18 protein-coding genes are annotated in these 23,027 nt (G+C 32.3%); 3 read left to right on the top strand and 15 right to left on the bottom strand.

From position 1 onward, the window contains the following. Window positions 1-134 precede the first annotated feature (134 nt). The 9 genes from DPIF8902391_RS11260 to DPIF8902391_RS11220 are packed head-to-tail and all read right to left on the bottom strand — an operon-like array spanning window position 135 to window position 9,068. Window positions 135-971, bottom strand: a complete 837-nt coding sequence (locus DPIF8902391_RS11260; RefSeq protein ID WP_172505876.1) for a DUF1853 family protein — start codon at window positions 969-971, stop codon at window positions 135-137. A gap of 14 nt (window positions 972-985) precedes the next feature. Next, a complete protein-coding gene (miaA, locus tag DPIF8902391_RS11255; RefSeq protein WP_172505875.1) occupies window positions 986-1,888 on the bottom strand; it encodes a tRNA (adenosine(37)-N6)-dimethylallyltransferase MiaA in 903 nt (300 codons plus the stop codon). Window positions 1,889-1,903: 15 nt separating this feature from the next. Further along, entirely contained in the window at window positions 1,904-2,722 is an 819-nt protein-coding gene (locus tag DPIF8902391_RS11250; RefSeq protein ID WP_172505874.1) for an ion transporter, read from the bottom strand. Window positions 2,723-2,760: 38 nt separating this feature from the next. After that, complete coding sequence (locus DPIF8902391_RS11245) at window positions 2,761-3,855, bottom strand: exonuclease domain-containing protein (RefSeq protein ID WP_058885236.1); 1,095 nt, start codon at window positions 3,853-3,855, stop codon at window positions 2,761-2,763. A 30-nt stretch (window positions 3,856-3,885) separates the two neighbouring features. Next, window positions 3,886-4,551 (bottom strand): YggS family pyridoxal phosphate-dependent enzyme, encoded by a 666-nt coding sequence (locus DPIF8902391_RS11240; protein ID WP_058885235.1) that lies wholly within the window; start codon window positions 4,549-4,551, stop codon window positions 3,886-3,888. A 53-nt stretch (window positions 4,552-4,604) separates the two neighbouring features. Further along, window positions 4,605-5,843 (bottom strand): DUF1015 domain-containing protein, encoded by a 1,239-nt coding sequence (locus DPIF8902391_RS11235; RefSeq protein ID WP_058885234.1) that lies wholly within the window; start codon window positions 5,841-5,843, stop codon window positions 4,605-4,607. A 13-nt stretch (window positions 5,844-5,856) separates the two neighbouring features. Further along, entirely contained in the window at window positions 5,857-6,813 is a 957-nt protein-coding gene (locus DPIF8902391_RS11230) for an NAD(P)-dependent oxidoreductase (RefSeq protein WP_058885233.1), read from the bottom strand. Window positions 6,814-6,873: 60 nt separating this feature from the next. Continuing rightward, window positions 6,874-7,950, bottom strand: a complete 1,077-nt coding sequence (gene serC / locus DPIF8902391_RS11225; RefSeq protein ID WP_172505873.1) for a 3-phosphoserine/phosphohydroxythreonine transaminase — start codon at window positions 7,948-7,950, stop codon at window positions 6,874-6,876. A 56-nt stretch (window positions 7,951-8,006) separates the two neighbouring features. Continuing rightward, the gene (locus DPIF8902391_RS11220; protein WP_172505872.1) at window positions 8,007-9,068 is read right to left on the bottom strand and encodes an acyl-CoA reductase; all 1,062 of its coding nucleotides are present in this window, start codon (window positions 9,066-9,068) and stop codon (window positions 8,007-8,009) included. A 71-nt stretch (window positions 9,069-9,139) separates the two neighbouring features. Here DPIF8902391_RS11220 and DPIF8902391_RS11215 point away from each other — a divergent pair, with 71 nt between their 5' ends. Next, window positions 9,140-9,490: a 4Fe-4S binding protein gene (locus DPIF8902391_RS11215; RefSeq protein WP_172505871.1), complete on the top strand. Its 351-nt coding sequence runs from the start codon at window positions 9,140-9,142 to the stop codon at window positions 9,488-9,490. A gap of 493 nt (window positions 9,491-9,983) precedes the next feature. On the opposite strand, the gene DPIF8902391_RS11210 is transcribed toward DPIF8902391_RS11215, so the two are convergent. Together DPIF8902391_RS11210 and DPIF8902391_RS11205 are read right to left on the bottom strand one after the other, a co-directional pair. Continuing rightward, a complete protein-coding gene (locus DPIF8902391_RS11210) occupies window positions 9,984-12,839 on the bottom strand; it encodes a TonB-dependent receptor (RefSeq protein ID WP_058885229.1) in 2,856 nt (951 codons plus the stop codon). Between the two features lie 388 nt (window positions 12,840-13,227). Continuing rightward, complete coding sequence (locus DPIF8902391_RS11205; RefSeq protein ID WP_172505870.1) at window positions 13,228-14,094, bottom strand: alpha/beta fold hydrolase; 867 nt, start codon at window positions 14,092-14,094, stop codon at window positions 13,228-13,230. A gap of 123 nt (window positions 14,095-14,217) precedes the next feature. Between DPIF8902391_RS11205 and DPIF8902391_RS11200 the strand changes: the two genes are divergently transcribed. Beyond that, window positions 14,218-15,027, top strand: a complete 810-nt coding sequence (locus DPIF8902391_RS11200) for a M48 family metallopeptidase (RefSeq protein ID WP_058885226.1) — start codon at window positions 14,218-14,220, stop codon at window positions 15,025-15,027. A 66-nt stretch (window positions 15,028-15,093) separates the two neighbouring features. Continuing rightward, window positions 15,094-16,389, top strand: coding sequence for an MFS transporter (locus DPIF8902391_RS11195; RefSeq protein ID WP_058885225.1), 1,296 nt, complete (start codon window positions 15,094-15,096; stop codon window positions 16,387-16,389). A gap of 221 nt (window positions 16,390-16,610) precedes the next feature. Here the strand turns inward: DPIF8902391_RS11195 and DPIF8902391_RS11190 are convergent, their stop codons facing one another. The 4 genes from DPIF8902391_RS11190 to DPIF8902391_RS11175 all read right to left on the bottom strand — a co-directional run bounded on the left by DPIF8902391_RS11190 (window position 16,611) and on the right by DPIF8902391_RS11175 (window position 23,001). Next, on the bottom strand, window positions 16,611-18,263 hold the full coding sequence (locus DPIF8902391_RS11190; RefSeq protein ID WP_172505869.1) for an RluA family pseudouridine synthase: 1,653 nt from the start codon (window positions 18,261-18,263) through the stop codon (window positions 16,611-16,613). 105 nt (window positions 18,264-18,368) lie between these two features. Then, entirely contained in the window at window positions 18,369-20,141 is a 1,773-nt protein-coding gene (locus DPIF8902391_RS11185; RefSeq protein ID WP_058885223.1) for an AMP-dependent synthetase/ligase, read from the bottom strand. Between the two features lie 542 nt (window positions 20,142-20,683). Beyond that, window positions 20,684-22,000, bottom strand: coding sequence for a threonine synthase (gene thrC / locus DPIF8902391_RS11180; protein ID WP_058885222.1), 1,317 nt, complete (start codon window positions 21,998-22,000; stop codon window positions 20,684-20,686). Between the two features lie 68 nt (window positions 22,001-22,068). Continuing rightward, complete coding sequence (locus DPIF8902391_RS11175; protein ID WP_172505868.1) at window positions 22,069-23,001, bottom strand: homoserine kinase; 933 nt, start codon at window positions 22,999-23,001, stop codon at window positions 22,069-22,071. Between the last annotated feature and the right edge of the window lie 26 nt (window positions 23,002-23,027).

The raw sequence follows: 23,027 nt of genomic DNA, 5'->3' as shown, positions 1-23,027 counted from the left end.
ATTATTTGAAGCAATTTCCCGCTTTCCGCACTCGCTTTTTTTTGAAGAAAAATCAAAAAAAGAGCTCAAACAAAGCTTCAATCGGGGCTAGGGTTTCTTACACAAAACATTATTTTTGCTATTAAAAGAACAAGTTACCACCAAATAACAAAAAACTTCAACAATTCACCATTTGACTTTTTCAACCAACAAAGTGGCGCTCTTTCTTGGTTTAAAAGTGGTTGAAGATTTGTGATAAAATCATTAAAATTTAACCAGTTTGTATTGCTGTGAGGCTGTACGAGCCAATTATGTTTTGTTGGAATATAAAATTTATAATCTTTAAATTGATTTAATTGCTGTAAAGTAACATAAAAACCAATAATACAATCATTATTAATTAGCGGAAATTTAATATTTTCTTTGTGATGTTCTTGCTTAAAATCATTCAAAGGAACAAATAACTGTGCTTTAAAATAAAGTTGTTGTTCCAGATTTTTAGCTTCTAAATTTAGTGTTTTTAAGTAGTTTTCACATTGTTTAGAATAGAGCAGTGGCAGTTGTTTTTCTTTAAGTTTGGTTAATTTTTGAACCAAAGAATCTTTTTTATTAGGACCAATCCAGCGTTCAATTTCTGTATTACTGGCTGAAATATCATACAAATAAAACTTATAGATAATTTCTACATGAATTGGTTTTTCATCTTTTAAAAGCAAGCAATCTAATTCGCCAAGGGTAATTTTTTCTTGTTGAATTTGAATATTTTCGGCAATAATTTGAAGGCGTTTATCTTGTTTAAATTCAAAAGAAACAAAACGTTCCACTAATTTTCCTAAGCGTGGGATTTTTGTAATTTCTACTAAAAAAGAAGCTGTTTTTGTAGCATTTATTTCAAATTGCTGTAAACCAAAAACACCTTTTCCATTCCATAGAAAAGGTGTTTTTAAAAAGCCTTCATATTGTAATTGTAAGTCTTTTAATTGTTGATGCATCTGTTAAAAATAGTTTATATTTTATCTTCTAAACAAGTAATAATTTGTTGAATATCATCTTGAAAATCGAACCAATTAATTTGGGTATCTCTACGAAACCAAGTTCCTTGTCGTTTTGCAAAACGGCGGGTATTTTTCTTAATTTCTTCAATGGCAAATTCTTTGGTAAAATTCCCTTCAAAATATTCAAATAATTCGCGATATCCAACAGTTTTTAAAGCGGTTAAACCTTTATGAGCTTGCATTTTTTTAGCCTCTTCAAGCAAACCGTTTTCTAACATAATATCAACACGTTTATTAATTCGGTCGTACATAATTTGTCTGTCGGCAGTTAAACCGATTTTGATAACTTCAAAATTACGAGGCGCTTTGGGTTTGTTTTTAAAAGAACTGTATGTTTTGCCCGAACCAATACAAACCTCTAAAGCACGCATTACCCGATGCGGATTATCAATCGTAATAGTATTATAAGTTTCAATATCGAGTTCTTTGAGTTGTTCTTGAAGTTTTTCGATGCCATTTTCTTCAAGCTCTTTGGTTAGTTTTTCTCTGATACTAGCATCAACTTCAGGAAAATAATCTAAGCCTTTTAAAACGGCATCAATATATAATCCGCTACCGCCAACCATAATTTGCACAGGATTTTCAGTAAACAATTCGTCTAATTTAGCGAGTGCATCTTTTTCAAATTGTCCGACAGAATATTCTTCAAAAACACTTCTATTTTGAATAAAATGATGTGGTGCAGCTTCCAATTCTTCCGAAGAAGGAACCGCAGTTCCGATGCTCATTTCTTTAAAAAACTGACGAGAATCACAAGAAATAATACTGCAATTAAAATGCTGTGCAAGTTTTATACTTAATGCTGTTTTTCCGATTGCCGTAGCACCAACAATGGTAATTAGGGTGTTTTTCATTTTAATTGTGTAAATTTAATCGTGTAATTTATTTCCGCAGTGATTGCAAAAAAGTGCATCATCATCATGCCCTTCATACGAACAGTTTGGGCATGATTGTGTGTTTAAATCAAGCTCGTTTACTTTGACCATTTCAGCACTTACAATTCCTGTGGGAACGGCAATAATTCCGTATCCTAAAATCATAATAATACTCGCTACAAACTGCCCAAAAGGTGTGTGTGGCGCAATGTCGCCATAACCAACCGTGGTTAAGGTTACTACCGCCCAGTAAACGCTTCGAGGAATGCTTGTAAAACCGTTTTCTCCGCCTTCAATTAAGTACATAATAGTTCCTAAAATAACGCATAAAATCAATACAAAAAATAAGAAAACGGTAATTTTTGTTCTGCTTGCTTTTAAGGCTTTCATAAAATTATTAGACTCTCCAACAAAGCGAGCGAGTTTTAAAATTCTAAAAACCCGTAGCAATCGCAAGGCTCTTAAAGCGACTAAACTGTGTGTTCCTGTAAAGAAAATTGCCAAATATTTTGGTAAAGTTGACAGTAAATCAATAATTCCATAGAAACTAAAAATATATTTCGATGGTTTTTTTATCGAAACAATTCGAGCAATATATTCGATTGAAAATAACCCTGTAATAATCCATTCAGAAATATTTAAAAGCGTTCCGTGTTTTGCATTAATACTTTCCACACTTTCGAGCATCACTAGTAAAATACTCGCAAGTATGGCAATTAATAAAACGATATCAAATAATTTACCACCTGAGGTATCGGCTTCATAAATTACTTCATGAAGAGTTTCTTTCCAGTTTTTAATGTTTTTTTTCAAGTGTTTTTTTTTAACAGTTTTAACGATTTTAATGGTTTTTATTGATTTTCAACGGCTAATCGTACTATTTTTGATACCTTATTTTTAAGTAAATAATTTTTAATAATCGTTTTCGCTAATTCCGTATTTTCAATAGGTGTTAGCATGGGTTTTAAAATAGCCAATTGATTTTCTTGAAAAGCCAAACTGGTATATGTATAGCCTACAACCATATTATTTTCAATTAAAATAACGGCATTTTCTTCAGGAGTTCTTCCTTTATCAATCACTAATAAATTATCGTGATTAAAGTTTTTAGTAGAAATTTTTGGCTTACGGATAACATTATACTTAGGTTTTAATTTAAGCAGTTCTAAATGATATTTTAAGCGGGTAAAAAGTAAATTCCCTGTTTCTTGATAGGTAATTTCGTGTATTCTTTTTATTATTTTTAGCCCTTTAGGACTGTCTTTTAAAAGAAGTTTATTTACTTCATGTTTTATATTTTTACCCCTACCGATAAAAATAATAACACCTTGTTCACTATGCACATAAAAAAGCCCTTCTTTTTCGGGTAATTTATCTAAAATTTTTAAATAACGTTGTTTTACGTGCCTGTTATCGGCATATTTTATAGATTTCTGAATAATACTTTTATCCGTATCTTTTTCTAGTAACAATTTGAACAATTGTATGGTTGCCAAGGCATCACCATTGGCTCTATGTCTGTCGCTCATTGGAATACCGATAAACCTACATAATTTACCTAAACTATGTGAAGGTGCTTCCGGAATTAGCTTTTTACTAAGGGCAACCGTACAAAGGGTATTTCTTTGGTAATCATATCCTAAGCGGTCAAATTCTGTGCGTAAAATTCGATAATCAAAACTCGCATTATGTGCTATAATAATACAGTCTTCTGTAATTTCAAGAATGCGTTTTGCTACCTCATAAAATTTAGGAGCATTGCGAAGCATATTACTGTTAATCCCTGTTAATTTAACAACAAACTCTTGTATTTCTCGTTCAGGATTAACCAAACTAATAAACTGGTCAACAACTTGATGACCGTCAAATTTATGAATGGCAATTTCTGTAATACCTTCTTCGTTAAATTTTCCTCCTGTGGTTTCAATATCTAAAATTGCGTACAAATCTTTTTTTTTAAACTGATAAATGTAAAACTAAACAATATAATTTCGAACGCCAAAAATAGCGCTACCAATTCGCACCATAGTACTGCCATTTTTTATAGCTAGCTGATAATCACCACTCATTCCCATTGATAATATTTTTAAATCAGTATGTTGTTTTTTACTTTGGTTGAAAAAGTGTGCTAAAGCTGTAAATTCATCCGTTAATTGTTCTTGGTTTTGGGTAAAAGTAGCCATTCCCATAAAGCCTACAATCTTTATATTTTGAAGAGCTAAAAGTTCTTCGGATGAAATAATAGTGTCAATATCTAAAAATGACAAGCCAAATTTTGTTTCTTCCTTGGCAATACGAGCTTGTAATAAACAATTAATTACACGGTCGTGTTTTTTTGCTTGTTTGTTAATTTCTTTTAAGGTTTTAAAGCTGTCAACACCATGAATTAAATTTACAAAATGCGCCATATATTTAACTTTGTTACTTTGTAAATGCCCAATCATATGCCATTCGATGTCTTTTGGCAACGCATCAAATTTTGCCGCCATTTCTTGAATTTTATTCTCACCAAATATTCGTTGCCCAGCATCGTAAGCTTCTTGAATATCGGCAATAGGCTTGGTTTTTGAAACAGCAACTAAAGTTACATTTGCTGGAATTGTTTTTTTTATTTCGATAAGATTTTCTTTAATTCCTGTCATTTTATTGTTTTTTCAAGATATTTCTTGCTATTATTTTGATGTTTTTTAATGGGCTAAAACTCGTAAATAGTTAAAGCACTTCTTAACTTAGGCTCTATATAGGTTGTTTTTGGTGGCATTAACATATCGGCATCTACAATTTGCTTAAGCTCATTAATAGCGGTTGGTAGCATTCCGAAGGAAACTTTAAATTTACCGCTATCAACTTTTGTTTTTAATTCTAAACCATCCGATTTATCTTGAGAATATAAAATTTTAGACGCATTTCGAATATCATCGATGCCTAAAATAGGTTTTAAAACAGTAGTATATAAAACTTGCGCATCTAATTTACTTAAAGCATCTGTAAATTTATATCTTGATAAGCGTAAATTTAAGGCATAAAATTCGCCATTTAAATACATGCTAAATTGATGCTTTTCTTTGGGTTTGTATAATTCTTGTCCCCTGTTTTCTATTCTAAAAAAAGTATCTAATTCAATTAAAAATTCTTCAGGAGTTAGGCCGTTTAAATCAGTAATAAATCGATTAAATTCATAAATACTCAATTGACTTTCAGGCAATAAATAACTCATAAAAAAGTTATATTTTTCATTTCCTGTATGATTCGGGTTTTCTTTGGCTAAGTTTTTAGCCAATAAACAAGCAGAGGTAGACCGATGATGCCCATCGGCTATATACAAGGTATCGATTGCTTGAAAAGCAGTGGTTATTTGTGCAATATCCTCTTTATTATCAACCAGCCATAACAAATGATGCTCTTTATCGGTGGTTGAAAATTCATATTCGGCTCTAGTTGCTTTATATTTTTTAATAATAGCGGTAATAACACTATTATCAGGATAAGTAAGCAATACAGGTTCGGTATTAAACCCCGTATTTTTTAAATAATTTTCAAATAATAACTCTCTTTCCTGAAGCGTTCCTTCGTGTTTTTTAATGACATTATTATGATAATCATCCACAGAAGTTGCTGCAATAATACCACAAAAAGATGCCGTTGCGGTTGTTTTTTGATAAATATAAAACCCCGCAACCTTATCTTTGGTAAAAATACCATCATCTTTAAATTCTAAATACCGATTGTGTACCAATTTAAAGCGTTGTTCGCCTGTAATATCTTGTTTATGATATTTATAACCAGGGTTTAAAACATGTAAAAATGTATAAGGATTAAACGCTAATTTAGCATTTAACATTTCTGGGCTATAAATTTCATACGATTTTGACGAAACCAACCCCACCTTGTCTCTAGTAGCTCTAACAGCTTTAAACGGTTTTACAATTGCCATTAATAATTTAAATTTATACGTGTAATGAATTAATAATTTTATTTGCCAATTCCGTTCCTATTTTATGCTGTGATTCTACGGTAAAAGAAGCGATATTAGGGCTTAAAGACAGCTCAGGATTCATTAATAATTGAATCTCTGGCGTAGGCTGATTTTCAAAAGTATCTAAACCAGCATACTGTACTTTTCCACTTTCAATAGCATTTACAAGGGCAATTTCATCGACCAAACCACTTTGGGAAACGTTGATAAAACCAACACCTTTTTTCATTTTTTCAAACTCTTTAACACCAATAACATGATTTTCTTCGGATGCTAAATGTACCGTAATAAAATCAGCTTCTTTTAATAAGTCATCAGCTGAGGTAAAATCGATTTCAATGTCAATAGCCTGCCCGTTGTAAAATTCAATAGGAATTGTAATTGAATCACCAAATTCAACATCGTAGGCAATAACTTTCATCCCTAAACCTAAGGCAAGTTTTGCTACCTGTTGCCCTTCGGTACTCATTCCTATAATCCCTAGAGTTTTTCCACGAACTTCAGTTCCTGCTGAAAATTGTTTCTTTAAAGCATTAAAACTCGTATCACCTTCTAAAGGCATTTCTCTATTGGCTTGGTGTAAAAAACGAGCCATTGTTAATAAGTGTGCAAAAACCAATTCGGCAACAGCATTGGCACTTGCATCTGAAACATTAATAATTTGCACACCACATTCTTGGGCGTAAACAACATCAATATTATCGTTCGTTGTGCTTGCGTTTGCAATCAGTTTTAAGGTAGGGCAATTATCGATCAGTTCGGCATGAATTTCTGTGCTGTTTTTAATAACAACAACATTAATTTGCTCTTCATTGATAAAATTGTCTAACTGTTCTTGCGCAACTTTGGTTGTTATTACTTCAAATCCTGCATTTTCTAGGGTAGTTGTTCCACCGTCTAAGATTCCGTCGTTTACTAATATTTTCATTTAAAGTATATTTCTTTTAATTGGTAATTTCAATTGATAAATTAATCGGTAATTTTATAATTAACTTGTTCTTTCGAGTTCTTGCATCACATCGACCAAAGCCTGAACACTGTATAAAGGCAAGGCATTGTACATACTTGCACGGTATCCGCCAATACTTCTATGACCATCTAAACCATTAATATTTGCTTGTCTCCAAAGTGTATCAAATTTATTTTTTAAAGCTTCGGATGCGATACTCGATGTAATAGTAAAGGTCGCATTCATATGGCTACGATCTTCTTTTATGGCACTTCCTGTAAATAAAGGATTTCTATCGATTTCAGCATATAAAAGTGCCGATTTTTGTTCGTTTACTTTTTCAATAAACGGAATTCCACCTAATTTTTTTAACCATTCTAGGGTTAGCATTGAGGTATAAACCGCAAAAACAGGAGGCGTATTAAACATGCTATCTTTGTCGATAAACGTTTGATAATTTAACATTGAAGGAATAATACGTTCCACTTTTCCTAAAATATCATCTTTTACAATAACAAGCGTTGTTCCCGCCGGACCCATGTTTTTTTGTGCGCCTGCATAAATTAAATCAAATTTTGAAAAATCTAATTCACGCGAAAAAATATCGGAACTCATATCACATATTAAAGGAACTTCGGTTTCCGGGAAACTTTTCATTTGCGTTCCGTAAATAGTATTATTGCTCGTACAATGAAAATAATCGGCATCGCTAGGAATGCTATAATTTTTAGGAATGTAATTAAAGTTTTTATCTTCGGATGAAGCAACGGTAACAATTTCGCCGAATAATTTTGCTTCTTTTATGGCTTTTGAACTCCAAGTTCCAGTATTTAAGTACGCCGCTTTTTTGTTTAATAAATTATACGCCGTCATTAAAAACTGATTGCTTGCACCACCTTGTAAAAACAATGCCGTATAGCCTTTGTTTTCTAAACCTAGTAATTCTAAGGCTAAACTACGCGCATTTTCAATCACATTTACAAAAGAGGTACTTCTGTGAGAAATTTCAACTAACGATAAATCATCATCATTAAAATTAATAATAGCTTCGGATGCTTTTTGTAAAACTTCTTCAGGTAAAATACAAGGACCTGCGCTAAAGTTATGTTTTTTCATGGCTGATGTTGTTTTTATGAGCTAACAAAGGTGCAAAATTTATAGGAAGTTAAACTTTAAATTTTTGATAAAAAAGCTAAGGTATTTACGCCATCGGCATAATCGGATAATGTAGGATGCTGAGTTTGCCCAAAAGCAATTTCATTTTCCATAAAATTACGGGCAACAATACACTGCATTTTTTCTTTTTCGATTTCAAGTTTTGTTTTCAGCTCGGCAATAGTATCGTAATATTCATAAAAAATAGTGGCAATAGGCGAGGTGTAGCTTGGGTCTTCTTTAATCATTAAAAAACCATTTTCTAAAATATCAAACTCGCTCATTAAATACACCGTTTTGTTATAATCGTAATTATTGGCGTATTTGGCGTTGTTAATAATATCTTGTTTGTTGTACATTCCTTTAAAAAATGATTCGAAATCATAATTTTTAGGGACAAATAATTTTGAAACCGAACGACAACCCAATCCAAAATAATGAAAAATATCATTGCTTAAATTCTCAAAATCTTCAGCAGTTTCGTTTCCTGTTAAAACGGCTACAGAATTTCTACTTTTTCGAATAATACTCGGCTTATTTTTAAAATAATATTCAAAATAACGGGCTGTATTATTGCTTCCTGTAGCAATAACGGCATCAAAATCAGTTAGTTTTTCTTGGGTGAAAGTGATTTTTCCTTTTAGTTGAGGTGCAACATATTCTAAATATTTTGCTAAAAAAGGCATTAAATGTTTATCGTTTGATGATTGTTTTACCAAAACCGAATGCCCCGAAATTAATACTGATAAAAAATCATGAAAACCAACCAACGGAATATTTCCCGCCATAATAATCGCTACATTTTTAGGCGTATTTTTACCTAAATTTTCGTTAGCAATCCATTGCTGAATATTTTCTTCGGATAAAGCTTCTGCCCAACTTTTTATGGCAAATAATAAATTTTGACGGGTAAACCATTTATTATTTTCTTCGGCTATTTTTAATTGATGTTTAAAACCATCAAAAAATAAGTCGTTATGGGGAATGTTTTCTTTCTTTTGAATATCCTCATGAGAAAACTGTTCTAAAAAGACTCCTAATTTAATAAAAGCATCGATTCTGTTTTGGATTGTATCCATTTATATTGTTTCTAAATTAATTTGGAACTATTTTTGCAACTGCAAAGTTACAAAACTGAAATAGATTAATTATGGCTATTATTATAACAGATGAGTGTATAAATTGTGGAGCCTGTGAACCAGAGTGTCCGAATACGGCAATTTATGAAGGCGCTGATGATTGGAAATATGCAGATGGTACTGATTTAAAAGGGGATTTAGTATTGCCTAGCGGACAAAAAGCCAATGCAGATACCGATCAAGAGCCTATTTCTGATGAAATATATTTTATCGTAGCAGATAAATGTACAGAGTGTAAAGGTTTTCATGAAGAGCCACAATGTGCGGCAGTTTGCCCAGTAGATTGTTGTGTTCCTGATGACGATAACGTAGAAACAGATCAAGAGTTGTTAGCAAAACAGCGTTTTATGCATAACGAATAAGATATTTTATTAGTAAAATAAAAAAATCCTGAGTTTTCACTTAGGATTTTTTTTGTGCCTAAAAAAACGTAATGTTAAAATAAAATAGAAAGGCAAGGGGTTGAAACTCCTTGTTTAAAAAAAATACTTAGACAAATTCGATTTCTTATTTTTCTGTTACAAATTTCACTTAAAAAATATATCGGCAAAAGACCTCACAGGTTTTTAAAACCTGTGAGGTCTAAGTTTTAATTATATAATCTATCTTTTTTGTACAATTATTAAAAAAAAAGCACAAATTCCTAGCCCCGATTGAAGCAATTGTTTGAGCTCTTTTTTGTTTTTTTTCTTCAAAAAAATAAAAAAAGCGAGTGCGCAAAGCGGGAAATAGCTTCTAATAATTAAAATAAAGTAAAAATAAGAAAGCCGAAATCAGTACGATTTCGGCTTTCTATCAAAATAATAAACGATTAATGAGAGTTAATAGTTTGCGTTGATTTTTTATATTAATTGTTTAAAACTGATAATTTACAGATAAATTAAACATGGTTCCTAATTGACTAAAATGATAACCATCATAAGTCATTTGAGAATAACGTTGGTTAAAGGTAATTAAGTTTGATGGCGAATTGCTAACAGCTGCACCGTTTAAAATTGCTTGCCCTGTTGGGGTTGCTTCTGTAAATTTCCATTCTGGTAATACATTTAAAATATTATTTACGTTTAAAGCAATGGTAATTCTGTCGGTTGCGCTAAAATTAATTCCTAAATCGGTTACTACTTTTGGAATAAACTCGGTTCTTAAATCTGAACTTCCGTCAGAAACTGCTCCAGCAGGAATATCAGAAAGATTGGTAAATAATCCTTCTAAATCTTGCAGTCCTTGTTGTGCAAATTTTGTTTTACCAAAATAAGTGTTGTTTAATGATATTCCGAATTTACCGATATCGTAGGTAGTTCCTAAAATCCATTTTGTTTGCGGTCTTGAGGTAAAAAATAAGGCTTCTTGTGTATCATTTACTACCGATTGATTTGATGCTGTAACAAAAGCAGGGTTTTTAACTGCGCCAACTCGCTTGTTTTCAATAGTGTAATTACCCGATAAGTTAAAGCCTAATTTACCATCAGCAACTTCAATATTTTTGTAACCAATAACCACATCTAAACCAGAAGTTTTAGTGTCAATAGCGTTTAAAAAGAAACTAACGTCTGATAATCCGCTAAAAGTAGGGGTGTTTGGTGGTTTTACTTCGGTACTTAAAATTACTCTGTCGTCAACTTTAATATTGTAATAATCTAGTGTGAAAGAGAAATTTCTAAAAGGTTTTGCTCCAATACCAACAGTTATATTAGTAGATTCTTCGGCGGTTAAATCAGGCAATCCTAATAATCCTTTTTGCGATGATACATTATTTACCAAACCTCCAACTTGTATTCCTTGTCCTGGTACAAAGCTATATTGTGCTTTTTGTGTATAAATTTGATGTAAAGTAGGTGCTCTAAATCCTGTAGAAACCGAACCTCTTACGGTATATTTATCATCAGAAAATTTATAACGAGAACTTAATTTCCATACAAAAGTACTTCCAAAATCAGAATAGTTTTCAACTCTTGCAGTTCCGCTAAGTAAAAAATCTTCATTAACATCGTAATCTAAACTTGCGTATCCTCCTAAATTGTAACGGCTAAATTTACCGGCATTTTCAAGGCTGTTTCCTGCAAATGAATCGGCACCACCACCGTCATAAGAACCTAATTCACCAGCGATTACTTCAAATTCTTCTGACCTAAATTCCGTACCAAAAGCAACACTTACTTTATCGGAAAGTATTCTTGAAACATCAATGTTTCCTACTTTATGAGAAAAAGCTGTTCCTCCCGGATCAAAAGACTTTTTACTATTTGCTCTGTATAATTCAGAACCTTCGGTTATTTCGCCAGTATCAACAATTCCATTTTTATTTGCATCAATCCAAGTAGAAGCAGAGTGGACAATATTTCTGTTATGAGATTCACTAACTCTATAAGTTTGTGAATTCCCTCCCGTGGTAAAGCTTACGTCAATATTCCAATCATTTTTCTTGGTTTTAAAACCAATTGTAGCATTATAATCACTTAAATCTCCTTCAAAAGTTGGGGTATAACCGTCATATCCACCTGCATTTGTCGGATGACTTCCAGGATAAAAATCAGCCAAATAAGGATAGCCTGTTTTTTTATCTAACGTTCTCCAATAAGGTGTTCTGTGGTTTGCAAACGAATTTACTTTTTTAAACACGTATGCTGCATTGGCATAAATATCGGTAGTTTCACTAAGTGTATATCCTGCGTTAATTGAAAATTTAGAAGCCGCTAACTGTGGTGATCCATTAATATTAGCCGCATCAGGATGTCTTTTTAAATAGTTTTGAACATCGGTAAGTGTAATTGGATTTTGAGCATCGGGGTCGTAAAAATCGGCAAATTCACCCGCTGCATCAACAGTACCAGGTCTGTTTGATAATGCTGTTTTAGAAATATCAGCCGTATAGTTTACAAAACCTTTATCATCACCAATTGTAGTTCCATTATTTATGCTTACACCCAACATTTCACCATCACCTTGCCCTGTAATTCCTGACCTTAATGTTGCTGAACCATTTTTGGCATCATCTTTTAAAATAATATTAATAACCCCTGCAATAGCATCAGAACCATACTGAGCCGAAGCGCCATCTCTAAGAACTTGTACTGTTTTAATGGCATCGGTAGGGATTCCCGAAATATCAGAACCTGTTTCACCACGTCCTGGCGAAGTTTGGGTATATAATAAAGAACTTAAATTTTTACGTTTACCGTTAATTAAAATTAAAGTTCTACTAGGTCCCATATTTCTAATTTCATACGGATCTAATAAAGAAGTTGCATCATTAACAGGTGTTTGAACCGTATTAAAAGATGGAATTTTATATTGTAAAGCTTTATCAAAAGTAGCCTGCCCGGTAGATTGTAAATCTTTAGCAGACACCACATCAATAGGTAAAGCACTTGTGGTATTACTTCGTGATGGCGTTCGCGAACCTGTAATAACAACTTCGTCTAACTCTAAACCTTCTTTTAAAATAATTTTAATATTCTTTTTACCTTTTAAGGCAATTTCTTGGGTTTCAAACCCCGAAAAACTAATGACTAAAACCGCATTATTTTGAACGGTCAAGTTAAAAGCCCCGTTAAAATCAGAATTAGCGCCGTTAGCAGTTCCTTTTTCAATAATATTTGCACCAGGCAACGGTTGATTGGCGCTATCTACAATAGTTCCTGAAATTTTTGATTGAGCCCAAATAAGACTACTACACAACATAGCGAAAAATAAAAGTGTAATTTTTTTCATAAAAATGTATTTAATTAATAATAGTTTTGGTTAAAAATTACAGTTAATAGTGTAATTTTAGTTTTTGGTTATATTATTAATAAGTGTACTGTTAAAATATTATACTCGTTATTTTAACATTTTTTTTAGAAAATTTTAAAAATTAATTGTTTTGCTGTTTTTTATAGTTTAATTATTTGAAGCAATTTCCCGCTTTCCGCACTCGCTCTTTTTATTTTTTTTAAAGGAAAAAACAAAAAGGAGCTCAAACAATTGCTACAATCGGGGCTAGGGTTTTGTATAATTATTGTTTATGTATTGCTATTATTTTAAAGAAAGTGTTTTTCAAAACAGCTAAACGTCCTGCTGAATTTATTTCAGCATCGCGTCCAGATTTGCTTTTTTACAATTAATTGGTAATAAATTTAACAATTTCAGTAGTTACTTTTTTATTGCGTAGTATTTTGGTATGCCCTAATCCTTGGGTCATTAAAAGCGTTCCTTTTTGTAGATTTTTACGAATATTTACAGCACAATTAACAGATACATCACCATCGGCAGTATCATGCACAACCAATGTTGGAATGGTAATTTTTTTAGCCACTACGCTAGCGGAATGCTGTTCAATATCTACTTGCCATTTTTTATCAAAAAACTGTTTCATTTTAATAGCAATACGGGGTTTTACGTTTAAGTTTTTTGAAAAATTAAGCAATACCTCCGAAATACGATCAGGTGCACCAACAGTAACTAATTTATTAATTTTAAACCCGTCAGCAACACTATTATATAAACACATACCACCAAAAGAATGCCCGACAGCGGCTTCAAAAGGACCAAATTGCTTGTCAAGAAGAGTAATGGTATCTATAAATTCGGGCATTGCTGTGGTTTTTCCTGAGGAATTTCCATGTGCCGGACCATCAAAAGAGATAACCATATAACCTTGTTCTAGTAATTTATCAGCTATCATAAATAACTGGGTACTTCTACCAGCCCAACCGTGTACCAATAATACTTTTTTCTGAGAATATCCGTAGGATAAAACTTCAATATTTTTACCAATACTTTCTACAAAAATTGTTTTCTTTTGGGCGCTATCCAACATTACTTTTTCTCGTTTTGGAATTGGAAATTTTACAGGGGTACTAAAAAGAAGTGCCGCAAACTTAGCCGTTAAATGTGTTGAAAAAAATTGCGTAAATTTCGCTAAAAAAATAATAGGTTTAGGAATTGTTAAGCTTGGAGGTAGTAGGTGTATATTTATTAAATTCATGATATTATTTTAATATAAAAATATAATTTGTAAAGATAAACAAACAAATTGTTTCCTACTTTTGTGACATTATTATTTATAATGTGTCATATATAATGACCAAAACAACTAAAAACATTAAAAATGAAAAAAATTATAGCTTTAGGAATTGTTGCCCTATTTTTAGTACAATGTAGTACGGTGCCAATTACAGGAAGAAAACGACTTAATTTTGTAAGTGATGCGCAAGTATTACCTGCAAGTTTTGCACAATATAAAGGTTTTTTGCAGGAAAATAAATTATCTACAAACGCTACAAAATCAAACCAAATAAAAAGAGTTGGTAAAAAGATTTCAGCAGCAGTAGATCGTTTTATGAGAGCCAACGGAATGACATCCGAAGCAAATTCATATCGATGGGAATTTAATTTAGTAGAAGATAAAACATTAAATGCTTGGTGTATGCCAGGAGGTAAAGTAGTTTTTTATACGGGTATTTTACCAGTTTGTGCTAACGAAGATGGCGTTGCCGCTGTTATGGGGCATGAGGTAGCACATGCTTTTGCTAAACACGGACAAGAGCGTATGTCAACAGGAAAAATACAACAATTAGGTGGTGCAGCAGTAGCTTTAGGAACAGCAAATAGTAAAAATGCACAACTTTTTAATATGGCGTATGGTTTAGGAAGTCAAACTCTTGTAATGTTACCATTTAGTAGAAGTCATGAAACAGAAGCCGATAAATTAGGATTGGTTTTTATGCTAATGGCAGGCTATAATGGTAGCGAAGCAGCTGAGGTTTGGGTACGAATGAGTCAAATATCAAAAGGTAAAGCACCTGCTGAATTTATGAGTACACACCCTTCAAACCAAACACGTATTCGAACACTTAGGGCTTTTTTACCAGAAGCAAAAAAATTAGCAGCAAAATATAATGTTCCAGTAAGAAAATAGCAGCATAAATTATTTATATTGCCAACCGTTCATTTTTATGAGCGGTTTTTTTTATTTTAAGAAGATATGTATAAAAGAGGAGATAAGAAGTTAATTAATGCCTGGGCATTTTACGATTGGGCAAATTCGGTATATTCATTAGTAATAAGCACGGCGGTTTTTCCGTTATATTATAGTGCGGTAACCAAAGGAAAAACCGTTCGTTTTTTAGGAATGGATTGGGAACATCCCGATAGTTTATATAGCTATGCCTTGTCATTTTCTTTTTTAGTAGTGGCATTTATTTCGCCTATTTTATCAGGAATTGCCGATTATACCGGAAGCAAGAAAAAATTCATGAAATTTTTCTGTTGGATGGGTGGTTTATCGGTAATCGCTTTGTATTTTTTTAAAGGAGTAGATACCGTTTGGATTGGTATTTTATTCACCATTTTAGCAAGTATTGGTTTTTGGGCTAGCTGGGTTTTTTACAACGCTTATTTACCCGAAGTAGCTTTGCCTGAACAACAAGATAAGGCTAGCGCTAAAGGTTTTATGTATGGCTATGTAGGTTCTGTAATATTATTGATTATCAATTTAATACTGATTCAAAAGCCTGATTTATTTGGTATTACAACAGGTATGGCATCGCGTATTTCTTTTGTAATGGTGGGGCTTTGGTGGCTTGGTTTTGCACAAATTACCTTTAAAAAACTACCCGATGATATTTACAATAAACAGCCCGATAACGATTATATCTGGAAAGGCTACAGAGAATTGAAAATTGTATATAAAGAACTGTTAAATTACCCAACATTAAAACGTTTTTTAATCTCTTTTTTCTTTTTAAGTATCGGTGTACAAACCATTATTTTAATGGCGGCTATTTTTGGTTCATCAGAATTGAATTTACCTACTTTTAATATGATTTTAACGATCTTATTAGTGCAGATAATCGCTATTTTTGGGGCTTATATTTTTTCAAGAATCTCAGGTAAATTTGGTAATATTACTGCCTTAAAAATAACTATCATTATTTGGATGCTTGTTTGTTTCTTTGCCTTTTCGTTAGATAAAACACAAGAAAACGTTGGTATATATTTTTATGGACTAGGCGGTTTATTAGGCTTGGTTCAAGGGGCAATACAAACACTAACACGCTCTACATATTCAAAGTTATTGCCAGACACACAAGACCATGCTACTTATTTTAGTTTTTATGACGTTACCGAAAAAATAGCCATCGTTCTAGGAACATCAGTTTACGGTGTGTTATATGCTATTACAGATTCTATGCAATGGTCTGTATTGTGTTTAGCGGTTTTCTTTTTAGCTTCTTTTGTGGTGTTAAGTACCATGAAAAAAACAAAATATGTTGCTTAATTATTTTCTAGAATTTTAAAAAAAGTTTTATAGCCTAAAAATAGAAAATTGAATCGGTCAAGGGAATTTATTTCAGTTTCTCATGCTGATTTACCGTGTTTATTTTCTTTTTTTTGATGATTATTGTCAGTTCGAGTGATTTTAATAACTAAAAGGAACTTGAAGGAAAAAATCACTCGAACTGACGTTTATTTATTTTTTAAACAGGCTCTAAGAAATAATTAAAAAGGTGTAGGGCTTTTAAAAGTTACTATTTTTTTTAAAACAGGATGTATAAAGCTAATTTTTTGAGCATGTAAATGCAATCTATTAGCGGTAACACCATATAAAACATCGCCAATAATCGGTGAATTTAAGCCTAAACAGTGTGCTGCATGAACACGTAATTGATGTGTTCTTCCTGTAATTGGATAAAAATAAACGTAGGTTTTATCATTTTTTATTTTGATAATTTCCCATTTTGTAAGTGCTTTTTTTCCGTGAAGTTCACAAACCAACTGCTTAGGTCTGTCTTCTAAATTGACTCTTAATGGTAAGTTTATTTCGCCATTTTCTTCAGATAAAACACCATCTAAAACCGCTAGGTAACGCTTTTTAATTGTTTTGTTGACAAACTGATCTTGTAAATTTTTATAAACTTCAAGGTTCTTTGCAACCAATAAAATTCCAGAAGTAGCCATGTCTAACCGATGCACAACAAGGGCATTTGGATGTTTTTTTTGAATACGGCTATTTACCGAATCTTCCGTTATTTTTCCAGCGACAGACAGCAATCCTGAAGGCTTATTAATAACTAATAAATGGGGATCTTCAAAAATAATTTCTAGTGTTTTTGCTGTTTTTTCTTGCTTTTGAAGTTGCACAATTAACGGATTTTGATGCACCAAAATTCCTTGAAGCATGTGTTTTAAAATCGGTTTGCATTTCCCGGAACAAGCATCGTAATAATTTTTATGTTTTCGAACGGATGTCGCTAACGGATTTCCCCACCAAAACTCCGCCATACAAATAGGCGTAAACTGGTTTAAAAACGCATATTGTAATAATTTTGGTGCGCAACAATCGCCTGCTCCTGCGGGAATATTTTGTGGTGAGTTTTCAAAAATAGCAATTAAATTTTGCGTTTCATTATTCGCATTTAAAAACTGATATTGCTTAAATATCTCTTGCTGTGACGATGATGAAAGTTCTTTTCGCTGTTGTTTTAATTGCTCAATCTGTTCTTGAAAATTGCTGTATTTTTTTTTAAAAGGACGAATTTTATCCTGTAAATAAACATCATATTCTCGAAGATAAAACTCTTCATTAATATTTAGTTGATTATTTTGTTTTCCTTCTGTTTTTCTTAAAAATCTTCTTTGTTTAAGTGTTTTTTGCGCTTCTTGAAGTAATTTTTCAGTTGATTTTAGTAAAATAAAATAGTCTTTTTTTATTTTTAAATAGGCGCTACTATTTTCTAAATTGATAATTTCCTGATTAATCTGATTGTTTATTTTTTCAGTTTTCAAGAAAACACCATCTTCTTTTAAAACATCATAAACGGGCGGAACAAAATGCTTGTGCTGTGTGCTTTGCGCTATCTTCCCTGAAAAAGCCGTTAAATACCCAAGTTTACCTTGTTTATTTTTAACCACTAAAACCCCAAACATTTTTCCTAAAGTAGTAGTATTTTGCTTTTTTTTAGTAGTTTCTATATTTCTCAAGTTTTTTAATCCGAAGTTATGCGTAAAATCTGTTTGAGTTTTTAGATACTCCTGTAATTCTTCCGAAGCAATTTTAGCTAAAGAATGTGGCGTGTAATTATGCGGATAATCAAATTTTTCAGGAATAGCAATTTGACTAATATCCGAAGTGAAAGCAATAAATTTAGGCATGTTTTTAAAATAAATAAGAATAATAAAAGTAATTTAAAAGAAAAAAGTGTTGCTTTCACAACACTTTTAAATATAATTAGCAGTATAACCTCGATAAATAGAAGGTTAACTTCTATAAATTTTATCGTATAAATCTTTATACATTTCTTTAATAATTTTACGTTTCATTTTCATGGTAGGAGTAAGGTGTCCACCTTCAATCGACCATTCTTCAGGAGTTAATTCAAACTTTTTAATGGTTTCCCATTTCCCGAAATTAGCATTACAAATAATAACCTCTTCTTCAATACGATCAATTACTTTTTGGTTTTTAACCAACTCTTGATTTGTTTCTAGTTTTAGCCCATGTCTTGAAGCCCATTCTTTAACAAAATCAAAATTAGGTTGAATAAAAGCAGCTGCCATTTTTTCCCCCTCACCAATTACCATTACCTGCTCTATAAAACGCGATTGTTTTAGTTGGCCCTCTAATAATGGCGGCACAATATATTTACCACCAGAAGTTTTAAACATTTCTTTGGTACGCCCTGTAATTTTCAAAAATCCATCGGCATCTAATTCCCCTTTATCACCAGTATAAAAATAGCCATCTTTTATAACTTCCGCTGTTTTTTCAGGGTCTTTATAGTAGCCTAACATTACATTAGGACCTTTTACTAAAATTTCACCAGTACTTGCAAATTTTAATTCAATGCCGTCTAACATTTTACCAACAGTTCCTACTTTAAAACCACCATTTCTAACATCGTTAACACTAAGAACAGGTGAGGTTTCGGTAAGTCCATAACCTTCCATAACAGGCATTCCTGCGGCAGTAAAAACTCTTGTTAATCGCGATTGTAAAGCAGCCGAACCAGAAACCATTAATTTAAGCTCCCCTCCTAAAGCTTCTTGCCATTTCGAAAAAATTAATTTACGAGCAATGCTTAATTTTTTTTCGTACCACCATCCGTTAGCACCATACGGCTCATATTGAAGCCCTAATTCAATTGCCCAGAAGAACAATCGTTTTTTTATTCCTGTTAAATCTGCTCCTTTGGCATAAATTTTATCGTAAATTTTTTCATACAAACGAGGAACCGCTGTCATTACATGCGGTTTAATTTCTTTTGCATTATCGCTTAGTTTTTCAATAGATTCGGCGAAGTAGATCGAAACACCACAGTATTGATATAAATATAAAATCATGCGTTCAAAAACATGGCAAACCGGTAAAAAACTCAATCCACGTTCTTCGCCATATAATAACGGCACTCTTTTTTCACTAGCCAATACATCAGAAACAATATTTCCGTGTGAAAGCATAACACCTTTAGGTCTTCCGGTAGTTCCAGAAGTATAAATTAAGGTGGCTAAATCGTCCGATTTAACGGCATTTTTTCTAGCTTCAACTTCCGCTTGATTGCTTTTATCTTCCCCGAGTTTTAAAAGATCCTTCCAACTTTTTTCATTGGCAATATCATCAAAAGTAAAAACACCTTTCAGCTTTGTATTTCCTTTAATTTGATTTAGTTTATCTAAAATAGATTGATCAGAAACAATACAATAAATAGCCTCAGAATGATTTAAAACATACTCATAATCCTCCTTTGAAATAGTCGGATAAATAGGTACATTTTGCGCTCCAGTCTGTAAAATTCCGATATCACAAATGTTCCATTCCGTACGATTTGTGGTTGAAATTACGGCAATTTTATCGTTAGGCTGTATGCCTAAACGAAGCAAACCCCTACTAATAGTATTGGCTTTATCAATATATTCTTGAGTAGAGATAGACTCCCATTTACCATTATATTTGGTGGTAAAAGCTTTCTCTAAATTATAGGTTTCTTGCAGATGATATGGAAAGTCAAAAAGACGGGTGATTTCAATCGACATAAAGTTGTTGTTTTTTTTGCGTATTGCAAATTAGGTAAATTCCATCGATTGCACAAGTTTCATTTTATTATTTGATTAATAGTTGATTAGGGCTTGGTGGCGGTATTTTTAACTGCTGCTTTTTAGTGGTATATGCAACATAAAGGGTGCTTTTTTTTGAATTCCATAAAAATTAAGAAAAATAATTTGAAGCAATTTCCCGCTTTCCGCACTCGCTCTTTTTTGAAAAAAATCAAAAAAGGAGCTCAAACAATTGCTTCAATCGGGGCTAGGCATTTGTGCTAATTTTTGAAATTTAGAAATTATATATAGTTTGAGCTATCTAAGCATCTTGCTCGTGCCGATATTAATGAGTATCAAAGCACAAGCGAGAGCCTTACGTTAGTTGTAGAATCATAATCGGTCAACGATATTTTAGTTCAGTTTCACAGCCTAATTTCCCCAAATTTCTCCTGTTGATGCGATGCTGAACTAAATTCAGCATGACGTTTCTTAACGTTTATCTGTTTTGAAATACACTTTCTTTAAAAGATTATAAAACCTTACGAATTTAAAAAGTTTTTTAAATCATTATAAGTACTCATTTTAATCGCTTTTTTTTCTTTATCCATAACCGATTTAATTTGTTCAGGAATGGCAATTTTCACATTTAAAGTACTTTCAACAACCTCTAAAAATTTAACAGGATGTGCAGTTTCTAAGAAAATACAAAAAGCTTCTGGATTATTCTTTTGAAACTCTTTCGCTCCTAAATATCCAACAGCACCATGTGGGTCGGCAATATAACCGCTATTTTTCTGGATTAATTTCATAGCCTCACGAGTTTGTTCATCAGAAAAAGAATACGAAGAAAAAGAATTTTTTAAAGCCTCTATATTATTTTCAAAAATTTCTTGAATACGGATAAAATTACTAGGATTTCCAACATCCATCGCATTTGAAATTGTGGATTTTGATGGTTTTGGCGTGTAAATTCCATCTTTTAAATAATTAGGAACCGTATCATTTATATTGGTTGATGCAACAAAATGTTTAATAGGTAAGCCTAATTTTTGCGCCATCATTCCTGCACAAATATTTCCAAAATTACCGCTAGGAACAGAAAAAACAAGGTTTTCTAAAGCATTTTTTTTATTTTTTTCTTGTTGAAATGTTTGTTTAATTTGCTTATAAGCTAAGAAAAAGTAAAACATTTGTGGCAACCAACGCGCTACATTTATCGAATTTGCAGAGGTTAAAGTTCGTTTAATTTCAGTATCTAAAAAAGCCGTTTTTACCATATCTTGACAATCATCAAAAACGCCATCAACTTCTAAAGCAGTAATGTTTTTTCCTAAAGTGGTCAATTGTTTTTCTTGCACATCGCTCACTTTTCCGCTAGGATATAAAATAACAACATCCACGCCTTTTACATCTAAAAAACCATCGGCAACCGCACCGCCAGTATCGCCAGAAGTGGCAACTAAAACGGTTAATTGGTCGTTGTTATTTCTGTTAAAATAGCCTAAACAACGTGCCATAAAACGAGCACCAACATCTTTAAAAGCCATCGTTGGACCATGAAAAAGTTCTAAAGTTGCTACATTTTCTTCCACAGAAACAACAGGGAAATCAAAGCAAAGTGTTTCTTTAATAATTTGCTGTAAAACATCCGAAGGAATTTCATCGCCAACAAATTGTTTAATTACTTCAAAAGCAATTTCATGATTTGAATAATTTTCGATATTCGTAATGAAATCTTTTGAAAGTGGTGTAATATTTTCAGGAAAATACAAACCTCTATCAGGAGCTAAACCATTAACTACGGCTTCTTTAAAACTTACATTTTTCGATTTTTTATTAAGGCTATAATAGTTCATTTTTATTTTTTTTATTTTTTATGAAAAGCATTATTAATAAAGTGAAAATATTTTTTGTGCTATTATTTTTATTTAGTTTCTAAAATTTTTATTCCTTGGGTATTTATTTTTGATGAAAATAAGGTGAAATCAATATTTTTATCGGCGTAGGCATTTTGTATTGCTTCTTTAACTTTTTTAGCTGTTTTTTTACCTTTGCATAAGGCAAAAATAGTTGGACCTGAACCTGAAATTCCTGCACCTAAAGCACCTGCTTTTATGGCTTCATTTTTAACCAAATCGAAATGAGGAATTAAATGTTTTCTGGCAGGTTCGGCAATTGCATCGGTTAAAGAATCACTAATTAATTGATAATTATTTGTGTGTAAACCACTGACCAATCCGCCGAGATTTGACCATTGGATAACTGCCGTTTTTAAAGGAATATCTTTGGGTAAAACTTCCCGAGCATCTTTTGTTTTTATTTCAATTTGCGGATGAATTGCCACTAATCGCAGTTTTTTTGGTACGGGTAACTTTACAATATCGAGTGGTTCATAATTTCGAACCAACACAAAACCGCCATAAATTGCGGCAGAAACATTATCAACAATTGCTGTTCCACAAGCGGCTTGTTCGCCAAGCATCGAAAATTTTGTAATTTCTAATTGTGAAAATGGTTTGTTCAAAAGTTCATTAACACCAAAAGCCGCACCCGCCGAACTCGCAGCACTACTTCCTAAGCCGCTTCCTGGTGAAAAACCTTTGTGCATGGTAATTTCAATGCCAAAATCAACAGGATGTTTTTCAAGCATCGCCAAGGCAACTACACCCGCAGCGTTTTTTGTAGCATCAAAAGTTAGGTTTTTAGCCCCCGTAATTTCTGTTATTTTTACGCCTTTTTCAGCGGTTTTTGTAAAGGTCATTTCATCGCCCATTTTTTCGACAGCAAAACCCATCGCATCAAATCCGCAAGAAACATTAGCCACGGTAGCAGGCGCAAATATTTTTATATAATTCATCTTTTTTCTTTTTTATCCGAAGTTGA

It is taken from the genome of Tenacibaculum finnmarkense genomovar ulcerans (assembly GCF_900239495.1).
Lineage (GTDB): Bacteria > Bacteroidota > Bacteroidia > Flavobacteriales > Flavobacteriaceae > Polaribacter > Polaribacter ulcerans.
Note: the sequence above shows the minus strand (reverse complement) of the source record. Positions and strands in the feature narration are given on the sequence as shown.

Excerpts from the sequence above, each read along its gene's own strand:
- DPIF8902391_RS11260 (WP_172505876.1), bottom strand. The coding sequence starts at position 971 with ATGCATCAACAATTAAAAGACTTACAATTACAATATGAAGGCTTTTTA.
- miaA (WP_172505875.1), bottom strand. The coding sequence starts at position 1,888 with ATGAAAAACACCCTAATTACCATTGTTGGTGCTACGGCAATCGGAAAA.
- DPIF8902391_RS11240 (WP_058885235.1), bottom strand. The coding sequence starts at position 4,551 with ATGACAGGAATTAAAGAAAATCTTATCGAAATAAAAAAAACAATTCCA.
- DPIF8902391_RS11235 (WP_058885234.1), bottom strand. The coding sequence starts at position 5,843 with ATGGCAATTGTAAAACCGTTTAAAGCTGTTAGAGCTACTAGAGACAAG.
- DPIF8902391_RS11230 (WP_058885233.1), bottom strand. The coding sequence starts at position 6,813 with ATGAAAATATTAGTAAACGACGGAATCTTAGACGGTGGAACAACTACC.
- serC (WP_172505873.1), bottom strand. The coding sequence starts at position 7,950 with ATGAAAAAACATAACTTTAGCGCAGGTCCTTGTATTTTACCTGAAGAA.
- DPIF8902391_RS11220 (WP_172505872.1), bottom strand. The coding sequence starts at position 9,068 with ATGGATACAATCCAAAACAGAATCGATGCTTTTATTAAATTAGGAGTC.
- DPIF8902391_RS11215 (WP_172505871.1), top strand. The coding sequence starts at position 9,140 with ATGGCTATTATTATAACAGATGAGTGTATAAATTGTGGAGCCTGTGAA.
- DPIF8902391_RS11210 (WP_058885229.1), bottom strand. The coding sequence starts at position 12,839 with ATGAAAAAAATTACACTTTTATTTTTCGCTATGTTGTGTAGTAGTCTT.
- DPIF8902391_RS11205 (WP_172505870.1), bottom strand. The coding sequence starts at position 14,094 with ATGAATTTAATAAATATACACCTACTACCTCCAAGCTTAACAATTCCT.
- DPIF8902391_RS11200 (WP_058885226.1), top strand. The coding sequence starts at position 14,218 with ATGAAAAAAATTATAGCTTTAGGAATTGTTGCCCTATTTTTAGTACAA.
- DPIF8902391_RS11195 (WP_058885225.1), top strand. The coding sequence starts at position 15,094 with ATGTATAAAAGAGGAGATAAGAAGTTAATTAATGCCTGGGCATTTTAC.
- DPIF8902391_RS11190 (WP_172505869.1), bottom strand. The coding sequence starts at position 18,263 with ATGCCTAAATTTATTGCTTTCACTTCGGATATTAGTCAAATTGCTATT.
- DPIF8902391_RS11185 (WP_058885223.1), bottom strand. The coding sequence starts at position 20,141 with ATGTCGATTGAAATCACCCGTCTTTTTGACTTTCCATATCATCTGCAA.
- thrC (WP_058885222.1), bottom strand. The coding sequence starts at position 22,000 with ATGAACTATTATAGCCTTAATAAAAAATCGAAAAATGTAAGTTTTAAA.
- DPIF8902391_RS11175 (WP_172505868.1), bottom strand. The coding sequence starts at position 23,001 with ATGAATTATATAAAAATATTTGCGCCTGCTACCGTGGCTAATGTTTCT.